Origin of the sequence: Treponema sp. SP13 (assembly GCF_050938355.1) — a bacterium.
In the GTDB taxonomy this organism is placed as follows: Bacteria; Spirochaetota; Spirochaetia; order Treponematales; family Treponemataceae; genus Treponema_D; species Treponema_D socranskii.
In genome coordinates this window covers 432,732-443,717 of record NZ_JADOVM010000002.1, presented here as the reverse complement: position 1 = coordinate 443,717, position 10,986 = coordinate 432,732, and the positions used below count along the sequence as shown (strand labels likewise).

Sequence of the window (10,986 nt, the reverse complement as noted above, 5' to 3'; positions counted from 1 at the left end):
ATAACGACAAATCTCGAGATGCTTACCTCAAATGATGTAAGTAAATTACGAGAAATTAGTGAAATGAAAATCACCTAACACTCGCTTCAACCTGACATTGCGGACAAGCCTTGTTGCAGGTTAAGTAAATATTATACGGACGCTCCGCCGGGGCGAATAGCTGGGAGTAATTATGAAATTTGATATTGATGAAAGTTTGCTTTGGAAAGGAAAACCTAAGCAAGGCATTGTATTTACAAAATCAGATATTTTTATGATTCCTTTTTCTGTATTATGGGCGGGATTTGCTGTTTTTTGGGAAATAAACGTATTACGAATAAAGGATGCTCCTGTTTTTTTTACGTTGTGGGGCATACCTTTTATTTTAGCGGGAATGTACATTACGATAGGGCGCTTTATACATGATTATTTGAATAGAAAAAATACGGAGTATTTTGTTACGGATAAAAGAGTAATAATTGTAAAATACAAAAGAACAGAAAGCATACCGAAGGGAAAATGGACTACATTAAAACTGATAGAATATGCAAACGAAACGGGGACTATTCTGTTCGCCGAACAGCCGAGTTTTTTTCTCCGATCCGGATTTACGTCATACGGATTATCCTCTGAATTAAGCGTTCCGGGGTTTTACAAAATAAAAGATGCTAAAAACGTAATGAAATTGCTAGAGGAATAAACCGTGCTTTAATATTAAAATATTTTCAAAAATGAAGTCGGAAGCGTCTGATTACGATGAAAAAGAAAATCATATTACCGTTTTTAGTATTATCTTTTTTTCTGTTTATAATAAAATTTATTAAAATATTTAGAGTGATATTTTATTTAATTATTACAGGAAATTTACGAAAAATATACCTTTTACGCGGTGTTGTAACACTTATTAAGATAAATGATACAACCGTATTAAAATTACCGACAGAATATGACTTTATCGTTTTATTGGAGATATTGTTAATTTTAATTATATGTATAATTTTGTTTGTAAAAACAATGAAAAAAAATAAGCAAAATACAAAAACGGAAGAGAGCGGTAATCGATTGAATTTTTATACTTATAAGATGCCGAAATCAAGAACTGCAAAATATTGTTTAGGTTGTTATGAAGGAAGTGTTTTTATTGATTTTAATCAACAACCCCGACACAAGCGTCGTGGTATGTTGTTCTCATAAGGTGGTTGCAGTCGGGTTTAATACCCTTTGTTACGATGCAAGCGTCGGGGTATTAAACCCTCCGCACGAATAAAAAAGGGAACTCCGGAGAGTTCCCTCTGTTTACCTACTTTCAGTAAAACACATACGCAGCCTTAGGCCTGCGGGACTCTTCCGCATGCGGAGAAAAAGCGATAGCGATAATAAGAGTATGCCGCCGACAAAAAGCCGCCCGCAGCGAATGAGCGCATATCGTTTTTTACGGAAAAGCCGTGTTTCATGCGTTTGCTCTAGCGAAAAGCAATCGCATTTGTCAAGGGCATTGACATTCGCGCTTTCGTCGCTTATAAATAAAAATTGTTCCAATATCAAGCAATCGAGTTGATATTTGAAAAACAGGAGATTGCATGAAACGTTTTTTTATATTATTACCCTTTGCTTTCTTCTCTTTTTTCGCCTTTGCACAAACAAAATTGGAATTATATAAAGATATGGTCACGACCGATAATTTGCGGCTTAGAACACCCTATGCCGAAAATAAAATCATAACTGTTTTAAATAAAGGAACCAAAGTAAAAATTATCGATATTGAAGATGAAAAGGAAACGATTGACGGGATTACAAGTAATTGGGTAACTGTCGAAGTTCAAAAAAATGCGAAAGACAAAGATGGGAATCCTGTTAAATATGCAGTTGTCGGCAGATGTTTTGCCGGTTATCTGAAAGAAACTCCGCCGATTTCTTACGTTCCTAACTACGAAAACGGAAACGGAACGATAATTGAGCAAACGGAAGATAATGATTTTTATATTCTAAAAAGAAAGCATCGGCAAAAACTGAAACTCGGTGAAATGGCCGATGATTATAATATTTATAAATATATTAATAAAAATCAAGTCTTGGTCAAAATAACTTTGGATGACAGGATTGATATTGAAGAATTATGGCTGGTACAGTCTAAAAAAGATTTGCTGCATTATGTATGGCTTAAAGTTTCTTATAATGGAGTGCGAGGATTTGTTTATTATTCCGGCGCCTATTACAGTAATTATTATAAAAAATATATTGACAGCTATTCGGATCCGTATCAAAACAACTGTTGGGAAATTCTTGAAAAAATTAACGTCGGAAACAGAACTTGGACTGTAAGAAAGGTTTATCAAGGTCTTTCAATTTTTTCGGAAAATGATTTCATTGAAGTACGCGATAAGCCGGGGGTAGTAGATACGACAGTAATAGCTGAAATTCCTTCAAGTTATAAAAACGGAAACGGGCAGACAAATATCATAACGGAAGCAATTACGGAAGAATACGATGGTTCATATAGAAATCGTTGGGTAAGAATTACCGTAGCCGGCAAAACCGGCTGGATTTCCGGAGCATATCTTTCTGCAGAACGCGGCGGTCCTACTTATTATATCCCGGAAGACTGGATTGCTTTCCTCAAGGGAGATGCACCGTAGTCGGATAATATCCTGCCGAGAGTGTGCAAAGCCTGCATGAAAATCCATGAAAATGCGATCCGTTGCCGTTTAAGTTTTTTTCGGATAAAATAGCAAAGTACATTTACTTATTATGGGAGGCAGATGCATGATTGCCGCGATTTTATTCGGATTGCTTGCAGCGATTGCGGGATTATTGTTTTGGATTTTTATTGTCATGCTGATCGTAAAAACGATAAAAAAACAGCCGAAAAAAAATACGCTCATACGTTCGGGCGTTTCCGGATTGTTGTGGATTGTCTTCTTTTCATGTTCGATCGTTATCGGAACAAAAGCTTTGATAAACGGCGATCCGCTCGTAAATAAAATCGCCGAAAGCGTCGGAGAAACGACGGCGAACATTGCGGAACATTCATACGAAGGTATAAAAAAAGGCTGGAACAAAGCACTGCTCAATAAAATTAATAAACTTTCCGTTTCCTTCGTTTCCATACGGGAAATCGATAAAGACGAACGGGACACCTTTGATTTTGCGGATACGAACGGGAAAAAAATATTCGAAATACTGTTGTCGATCGACAATCCTTTGGACGCTTCGAAAAAAATTCCGTACCGAAAAATAAATAAAGAACAGCTGATTTTCGGAAAAGACGTAAACGGAAACTACATACCCGTGTTTATCATCGACGATTCGGGGCTTTCAACCATTCCGTGGATTTTTACGTTTTTTCTTCCGACGTACAGAAAAGACGGAGCGTCGGTGAATATTCCGACGGGTAAATCCGAACTGCGCCTCAGGCTCGACGCAGCTGAAAAAGATTCGATAGAAAAAATCATCTTCGGCGAAAAAGACATACCGATTCCGAAAACTCCCGCCGATACAATCGATTTGTAGACACCACTTCGCTTTGCAACGAGCGCGAAGCGCGAAGTTTCCCACGCCGCTTGCAGTCTTGCTCTTGCGGTTGAGAAAGATATCGTTTTGTTATATAGTATAAATATGAAGCTCATACAAAAAGCGGCGTTCGCATCGCTCGTTCTATCCGCATCGCTGTTGCTTTCGTGCAAAACGCTCGTCGGCAATGCAGTTTCCACGGCGCTCGCGGGTGCAAACGGCAAGGGCGTTCCTCAAAAGAAAAAAGCGTCCGCCGCCGATCCTATGCTCGCGATCACCGGCGAAACGGACGTAACCCTCGTCGGAGAATTTTTCCCGACGGTGCTCAAAAGCTATGAAATCCTGCAAGCTGCGAATCCCCGCCATATCGGTTTGATGACGATGACGGGTTCGCTCAATATCATGTATGCGAACGCGTTCGTGCAAACTCCTGCGGAAACGCTGCCGAACGAAGAATTCGATCGCCAGCACGAAGCGTTCGAGCGCGCAAAGCTGCACTACCTCCGCGGCCGCGATCTCTGCCTTAAAGCTCTCGACGGAAGACATGCGGGTTTTCGCGCCTCCGTTTTGAGCGGAGACGAAGAGGCGGTCAAAAAGGTATGCGCAAAGCTCGGCAAGTACGACGTCGAAGCTTCTTATTGGGCGTGTGCGGGTTGGCTCGGTGCGTTCAGCCTCGATCCGCTCAGCGCCGATCTTCTCGGCACTATCCGTTCTCCCGCTCTGATCCTCGAACGCGCTGCTTTTCTCGCTCCCGATTACAATGCGGGTGCGATTTGGGAGCTTTTGTGCAATTTTTACATGAGCGCTCCTCCCGAATTCGGTGGAGATACGGAAAGGGGACTCCATTGTTATAACGAAGCGCTCCGTGCATCGGGCGGAAAAACGCCGGGTCCCTATGTTACCTATGCCGAGGCGATATGCGTTCCCGCGGGAGACAGGGAAGGCTTTGAAGACTCTCTTCGTAAAGCGCTCGCGATCGATCCCGATGCGGATCCTTCGAGCCGCCTTATGACGACGATCGTGCAAAAAAAAGCGAAACGATTGCTCGAACATGCGTCGGATTATTTTCTCGAATGGTGATCGCCGCATTCGCTTCGAATTGCGGCCGGTAATTTATTAATTTTCGATTGAGGAATACGATATGAAATTACGTTTTATTATTTTTTCGATGCTGTTTGCGTGCGTCGCCGTATTGCCGGCGCAGCAGGTAAAAACGCTTAAAATAGCGACCGTCGCGCCGAGCCGTTCCGCATGGGATGTGCAGGAGCGCATCCTCGCGCAGGATTGGGCGAAAGATACCGGAGGTGCGATCCAGCTGCAGTTTATGGGAACGAACGCTATGGGCGGAGAGACGGGCGTCGTACAAAAGCTCAACACGATTCGTCCCGGACAAAAGGCGCCGATCGACGGAGCGATCTTTACGAGCCTCGGTATCGCAACGCTCGCGCCGGAAACGCATATTTTGACGACGGCCGTTCCGTTTATGTTTCGGGATCAGGAAGAAGTCGATTTTGTGCTCGACACGTTTGCGCCGACGTTTCAAAAAGCGATTTCCGCAAAAGGTTACGTGCTGCTCGGCTGGTTTAACGTCGGCTAGGCGTATTTTTATACGAAAAAACCGGTGCATACGCCCGCCGATTTAAAGACGCAAAAACTTTCCGTCGCCGGCATCGGGCTGCCGCAGCTTTCCGATGCGTTCAAAGCGGCCGGTTTCCGCACCGAAGATATTTCGCCCGATAAACTTTTGCAGAGTTTGAAAACGCCCGGCGGCGTCGAAGGTTTTTATTCGATTCCGATGTACGCCTATGCGGGGCAGTATTATAAATCGCTGCCCTATATTCTCGACGCGCCGATATGCCCCGTTATGGCAGCCCTCATCATATCGGCTCCGGCGTGGGCGGACATTTCCGCCGCGCATAAAACGGCTATGCTGAACGGAGTCAAAAAAGCGCAGGCAAATTTTATCGCAGCTCAGCGTTCTTCCGATAAAGAATACCTCGACCGCTGCGTCGAAGGCGGCTGTACCCTCGTCAAACTCACCGCCGCGGAGCGCAAAGTCATGGAAGAGACGCTCAATAAAGACGCCGCTGCGATGATAAAAACCGGACTCCTCGACGAAAAATTTTATGCCGATATCGAAGCGCTTTTAAAACGCCGCCGCGGTGAATAACCGGTGAATACTATGCTGCGAAAAATCGAAAACGCTTTGGCGGTCATCCTCATCGCCCTCATCGCCGCACTCCCGCTCTTTTTTAAATTTATGCAGGGTCTGTGCCGTGTGCAAGTGCCCGGCGCCGATATCGCTTTGCTCCATTTCGTATTTTTATTCGCAAGCCTCGCAGGGCTCATAACATGGCGCGAAGAAAAGCATTTGAGTCTCGCGTCGGTAAGCGCATCCTTCGGCGAAAAGATACGCCGCCCGATCGAAGCGGTCAAAACGGGAGCTGCAAACTGTATCCTCTCGGCGCTCTTTATCGACGCGCTCTGCCAGCTTGTCAATCCCGCGCAGTTCGACGCGCGCTTTTGGGGCATGAGTACGCGGATTTTTTTCGCTTCGCTTCCACTGTGCTATTTCGGCATCATTTTCGCGATCGCACGCAGAAAAGGCGATCTCATCGCCGCCGTCATCGGCATCATACTCGGCATCCTTATTTCGATGGGGCCCTTTACCGGTATCCTGTATTATCTTTTCGGCGTACAAAACGCGCAGCCCCTGTACGCGATAAACGATGTGTGGCTTTCGCTTTCGAAAATCGCGCTTTTGCCGCTCATCGTCATTTTCGCAGCTCTCGCGTTTTGCGGTATGCCCCTTTTTCTCGTGCTCGGCGGCATCGCATACGTGCTCTTTTCCGCGAGCGGCGGCTACGTCGACGTCATTCCGCTTGAAACGTACCGCATACTCACCGACCGCAATATCGCGGCGATTCCGCTCTTTACGATTGCGGGCTACATCCTCGCGCACGGCAGCGCGGGAAACCGCTATGTCGCCGTATTTAAATCGCTCATAGGCCCGTTCCGCGGCGGAACGGTTATCGCGGCCGTCATCGTGACGACGTTTTTCAGCACCTTTACCGGCGTTTCCGGCATAACGATCCTCGCGCTCGGCCCGCTGCTTGCCGTCGTACTCACCGGCTCGGGCTATTCCAAAGACAGAGCCGAATCTCTCGTAACCGCATCCGGCGCGATAGGTTTGCTTTTTCCGCCGAGCGCCGCGATCATCATGTATGCGACCGTCAATTATTTTTCCGTCGACGTGTTCGAACTTTTTAAAGGCGCGATTATCCCCGGCTGCATTATGGCGGTTTCGATGATGGTGACGGGCGCCGTATTGGACAAAAAGGGAGAGCGGCCGAAGTTTTCCGGAAAAGAAGCGCGGAATGCTCTCCTTCACTGCATCCCCGAACTGCTCATGCCGCTTTTTATCTCAGTGTTTTATTTTAAAGGCGTGTTCGACCTCTTTGAAGTTGCGGCTTTCGCCGTCATCTACGCGTTTTGTCTTTCGGTATTCGTGCGCCGCGATTTTACATTAACAAAATCGGCCCGTGTCGTCGCTTCGAGCGTTCCCGTTTCAGGCGGCGTTTTGTTTATACTCGGCGCCGCGTCGGGCATCTCCTATTTTATGCTCGATGCGAACGTCCCCGCTATCCTGACGGACTTTATCACGCAGTACGTAAAAAATCCGTACGTGTTTTTGATATTGATGAACCTCGTCCTGCTCGTCGTCGGCTGTCTCATGGATATGTTTTCCGCGATCCTCATCGTCTCCCCGCTTTTGCTGCCGCTCGCGGAATCTTTCGGCGTGAGTGCGGTCAGAGCCGCTGTCATATTTTTGATGAACCTTTCGATAGGATTTTTGACGCCGCCGGTCGGCATGGATCTGTTTATTTCGTCCTATACCTTCGATAAGCCGCTTTCCCGCGTCGTGAGGGGCATCATTCCGTTTTTGATCGTACAGTTCGCAGTCCTCATGCTCGTCACTTACGTGCCGTATTTTACGGAAGCGCTTTTGTAGTGCGACGAAGTGCGTCCCGCCCTGCATTATACGCTTCGACGCGCGCTTTTATATCGCGGTAATTTTCCGGATAATACGCATACTTACGGACGAGGCGGCGCACTCCGTCTTTTATGCCGTAAAGTCGCAGTTCGTCGAAAGGCGGGTCTGAAGCGAATACGCTCCCGTCGACGATCGACGAAAGACCGTTTATCGCAATCCAATTTTCTTTGAGCTTCCGCCCTTCGCGCATCGGAGCGTCGAGCGGCACGGCGATATAATCGCTTTCGCTTCGATAGGTTCTGTGATGCGATTTTGCGCGGTATCTTTCGAGAATGAGTTTTTCGTAGCCGAGCTTATCGAGCTTTTTTGCACCTTCATACGTTTGAATATCCGCACGCCATTTGAGTTCCCGAACGTTGATAACGACGGAAGCGGCTGCGGCCGAAAAGACGAGAGAGGCGATAATGCCGAGCAGAACCGTCACGCTTCGAGTCCCGGAATCTTTTGCCTGAGCGATTTTAAAAACTGCGCGCCGCTTACCCCTTCGCGAAGACATGCAAAGAGACAATTGTCGCCTGCAACGGTGCCGAGTATATCGTCCAAGTCCATATTGTCAAGCGCGTTGCTGACCGTATTCGCGTGTCCCGGAAAAGTTTTAATGACGACGATATTGCCCGAACAGTCTATGCTGATATAACCGCGCAAAAAATCCTGAATGTAAATCTTTTCCGCTTCCGTGCGCTCTTCTTCTTTTTCGAGCGTGTAGATATAGCCGCCTTTTCCGTCGCTCATTTTGCCGACTTTGAGCAGCTTCAAATCGCGCGAAAGAGTCGCCTGCGTCACATCGTACCCCGCTTTTTGCAAGTGGGCGAGCAGCGACTCCTGGCTTTCGATCCTGTTTTTTTTAATAAGTTTTTCTATCGCGGCAAGCCGCGCACGCCTTTCTTTTACAGCCATCGTATATTGTATACCTCATTTTCGCCGAACATACAATCGGAAGTCTCGAACCCTTTCAATGCAGCTCGACGTAGGTTTTTCCCGCTCCTCCGTCTTCGGGAGGCGCAAAACGAAACGCTTTTACGCCCGCACAGTGCGAAAGATAATTTTGCACCGCCTGCTGCAGCACACCGTTTCCCTTTCCGTGTATGACGCTGAAGCGCTTAAAATCGTGAATCGTGCAGAGGTCGAGCTGCCGTTCGAGGGCGGCGATCGCTTCGGCTTCGCGGAGTCCCAAAAGACGCAGTTCGAAAGCCGGATGTTCGCCCGCACTTTCGCGCTTCGTTTCGACGGTGACAAACGGCGCGGATGAAAGCGAGAGCGAAGCGGCGGGCGTCAAATCTTTTTGCTTCATTTCGATTTTTATCGAACCGAATTGTACGAGAAATCTTTCCTTGCCCGTGCGCGAAAGGATCGTGCCGCTCATACGTTTTTCACCTGCAATGACGGCAGTCCCCGGTTCAAAAGACGGCGCTTTGCTTTTCGTTTCGTTTGCATTGCCCGCGCTTCGGAGCGCGCGGAGCGCTTCAGCGTTTTTCACGCGGCGTTTTGTCGGTTTCGCGCTTTTCGGGTGCGGCATCGGAGTGATATTTTTAAATGCGTTTTGCGCATCGGAAAGTTTTTCGCCTTTTTCGTCGAGCGCTTTTTTTTGCGAGGCGACCGCTTCCGTCAATTCGTCGATGTGGCGTTTTACCGCGAGCGTTTTTTCCCTCGTGATTTCGCCCTCTCTGATGACGCGAACGAGATTTTCAAGGCGCTTCCGGCTTTCCGAAAGAAAAGCTTCGGCTTTTTCGTGCGCCGCCTCTTGCAGCTCCTGCTCCTTTTGCCGGTTTTCGAGCTCTTTTGCGTCGAGAACGTATTGCCTTTCCGCGAGTTCTTCTTCTTTCCGACGGCAGTCTTGCAGGAGAGCATCGGCTTCGGCGTGCTTTGCCGTAAGCCCCGCGATAAGGGCGGAAATATCGGCGGTATTTCCTGCGATATACTCTCTCGCTTTTTCGACGACGGAAGGAGGGAGCCCGCTTTTTTGTGCGATGTCGAGGGCGCGGCTTTCGCCCGGAACGCCCATGAGTATGCGGTAAGTCGGCGCGAGGGTTTTCCCGTCGAACTCGGCCGACGCGTTGATGCAGGTTTCGTGCGTCCATCCGTAATTTTTGAGCACGCCCTGATGCGTCGTCACGAGCGTAAAGGCTTTTTTTTCGATAAGCGTGTCGAGAACCGCCATGCCGATCGCAGCTCCTTCCTGCGGATCGGTACCGCTTCCGAGTTCGTCGAAGAGGACGAGGCTTTTTTCGCCGCATTCGGCGATCGCGCGCGCGATGTTTTTCATGTGAGAGCCGAACGTCGAAAGCGACGAGTCGATCGACTGTCCGTCGCCTATGTCGGCGAACACTTTATCGAAGATCGCAAGACGCGAACCTTCCGCTGCGGGAATCGGAAAGCCGCTTTGGTTCAAAAGCGAAAAGAGCGCTATCGTTTTGAGCGTAACCGTTTTTCCGCCGGTATTCGGCCCCGTGATTATTAAAACTCTTTTTCCGCTCATAAAGCGCACGTCTATAGGCACCGCTTTTTCTCCGAGCAGGGGATGGCGCGCCCCGAGCAGCGTGAGCGCATCATCCTTTCCGCAGGGAAGCGCATAGGTCGCGCGGTGTTCGCCGCCCCATTTCGCCCTCGCATAAGCTTCGTCGATCGCGATCATAGAAGAAAGAGCCGTTTCGAACAGGGGCACATAAGGCGCAAGCGATGCGGTAAGCTTTTTTAAAATCGCTTTGACCGCGATTTGGAGATTCGCCTCTTCTTCGAGCAGTTCGTTTCCCGTCCGTACCGATTCTTCCGGTTCTATGTACACGGTTTGCCCCGACTGCGACACTTCGTGCACGATGCCCGCAATGCGGCTTCTGTGAGAAGCTTTGACCGCGAGTACTTGATGACCCGAACGGAGAGCGGGCACCGTCGATTCGAGGGCGGAGGAAAGCTTTTGGTTTGCCGTATACGAGCGCATAATGCTTTGAATTTTTTTATTGAGGTTTGCGATTTTCGTTTTTATTTCCCGGAGTTCGGGAAGATCTTTCAGCTCTCCGTCGGAAGCTACGACGCGTGCGATCTCGGACGCGGGCTTCGTTAAATCGGGAAGGCGTCGGACGGCTTCGGAAAGCGTTTCGATCGAAAGCTCTTTTTCGGCTCCCTCGATGTGCGACGAAAGTTTTTTAACCGAAGCGCAAAAGAGCGAAAGCGCGTGAAACTCTTCGACGGAAAGAGAAGAACCCGGAACGCTTATACGAAAAAAAAGAGGAGCGACCGGAGGCCACGAAAAAAGCGCGATTCCGAACGAAGACGAGTTGTATGCGCTCCAATCGCGGCTTATATTTTTAAGCGCTTCGATTTTCGCTTCGTCCGTAAGCGGAAGCCGCTGGCAAAAACTCTTTTTCCCTTCTTCGCTTACGCAGTAGGCGGCCGCTTCGTCTCTGATACGGAAATAGTCGAGCTCGGAAAGTGCTGATGCGTCCATG

9 protein-coding genes and 1 pseudogene are annotated in these 10,986 nt (G+C 48.2%); 7 read left to right on the top strand and 3 right to left on the bottom strand.

All coding sequences use genetic code 11. The annotated features are described in order from the left end of the window. The first annotated feature begins 172 nt into the window (after positions 1–172). The 7 genes and pseudogenes from IZU26_RS06205 (at position 173) to IZU26_RS06175 (ending at position 7,501) form a co-directional block, all read left to right on the top strand. On the top strand, positions 173–679 hold the full coding sequence (locus tag IZU26_RS06205; RefSeq protein WP_433277574.1) for a hypothetical protein: 507 nt from the start codon (positions 173–175) through the stop codon (positions 677–679). A 56-nt stretch (positions 680–735) separates the two neighbouring features. Beyond that, positions 736–1,173, top strand: a complete 438-nt coding sequence (locus tag IZU26_RS06200; protein WP_433277572.1) for a hypothetical protein — start codon at positions 736–738, stop codon at positions 1,171–1,173. Positions 1,174–1,559: 386 nt separating this feature from the next. Next, the gene (locus tag IZU26_RS06195) at positions 1,560–2,615 is read left to right on the top strand and encodes a hypothetical protein (protein WP_433277570.1); all 1,056 of its coding nucleotides are present in this window, start codon (positions 1,560–1,562) and stop codon (positions 2,613–2,615) included. Between the two features lie 127 nt (positions 2,616–2,742). Beyond that, positions 2,743–3,489 carry a hypothetical protein gene (locus IZU26_RS06190; RefSeq protein WP_016519938.1) on the top strand — a complete coding sequence of 249 codons (747 nt, stop codon included), beginning with the start codon at positions 2,743–2,745 and terminating at the stop codon, positions 3,487–3,489. Between the two features lie 105 nt (positions 3,490–3,594). Then, entirely contained in the window at positions 3,595–4,569 is a 975-nt protein-coding gene (locus tag IZU26_RS06185) for a TRAP transporter TatT component family protein (protein ID WP_433277568.1), read from the top strand. 61 nt (positions 4,570–4,630) lie between these two features. Beyond that, positions 4,631–5,659: pseudogene (dctP, locus tag IZU26_RS06180) on the top strand (TRAP transporter substrate-binding protein DctP). A 12-nt stretch (positions 5,660–5,671) separates the two neighbouring features. Beyond that, on the top strand, positions 5,672–7,501 hold the full coding sequence (locus IZU26_RS06175; protein ID WP_433277566.1) for a TRAP transporter large permease subunit: 1,830 nt from the start codon (positions 5,672–5,674) through the stop codon (positions 7,499–7,501). Here the strand turns inward: IZU26_RS06175 and IZU26_RS06170 are convergent. Genes IZU26_RS06170 through IZU26_RS06160 form a run of 3 tightly spaced genes read right to left on the bottom strand, consistent with a single transcriptional unit; the run spans position 7,482 to position 10,985 of the window. Continuing rightward, the gene (locus IZU26_RS06170; protein WP_310823180.1) at positions 7,482–7,967 is read right to left on the bottom strand and encodes a hypothetical protein; all 486 of its coding nucleotides are present in this window, start codon (positions 7,965–7,967) and stop codon (positions 7,482–7,484) included. The two genes, IZU26_RS06175 and IZU26_RS06170, sit on opposite strands and share 20 nt — an antisense overlap. Beyond that, positions 7,964–8,440, bottom strand: a complete 477-nt coding sequence (locus IZU26_RS06165; protein ID WP_310823181.1) for an arginine repressor — start codon at positions 8,438–8,440, stop codon at positions 7,964–7,966. The genes IZU26_RS06170 and IZU26_RS06165 overlap by 4 nt, the downstream gene beginning before the upstream one ends. Before the next feature lie 55 nt (positions 8,441–8,495). Beyond that, positions 8,496–10,985 (bottom strand): endonuclease MutS2, encoded by a 2,490-nt coding sequence (locus tag IZU26_RS06160; protein ID WP_433277564.1) that lies wholly within the window; start codon positions 10,983–10,985, stop codon positions 8,496–8,498. Between the last annotated feature and the right edge of the window lies 1 nt (position 10,986).

Coding starts and splice junctions, on each gene's coding strand:
- IZU26_RS06205 (WP_433277574.1), top strand. CDS start 173: ATGAAATTTGATATTGATGAAAGTTTGCTTTGGAAAGGAAAACCTAAG.
- IZU26_RS06200 (WP_433277572.1), top strand. CDS start 736: ATGAAAAAGAAAATCATATTACCGTTTTTAGTATTATCTTTTTTTCTG.
- IZU26_RS06195 (WP_433277570.1), top strand. CDS start 1,560: ATGAAACGTTTTTTTATATTATTACCCTTTGCTTTCTTCTCTTTTTTC.
- IZU26_RS06190 (WP_016519938.1), top strand. CDS start 2,743: ATGATTGCCGCGATTTTATTCGGATTGCTTGCAGCGATTGCGGGATTA.
- IZU26_RS06185 (WP_433277568.1), top strand. CDS start 3,595: ATGAAGCTCATACAAAAAGCGGCGTTCGCATCGCTCGTTCTATCCGCA.
- IZU26_RS06175 (WP_433277566.1), top strand. CDS start 5,672: ATGCTGCGAAAAATCGAAAACGCTTTGGCGGTCATCCTCATCGCCCTC.
- IZU26_RS06165 (WP_310823181.1), bottom strand. CDS start 8,440: ATGGCTGTAAAAGAAAGGCGTGCGCGGCTTGCCGCGATAGAAAAACTT.
- IZU26_RS06160 (WP_433277564.1), bottom strand. CDS start 10,985: ATGGACGCATCAGCACTTTCCGAGCTCGACTATTTCCGTATCAGAGAC.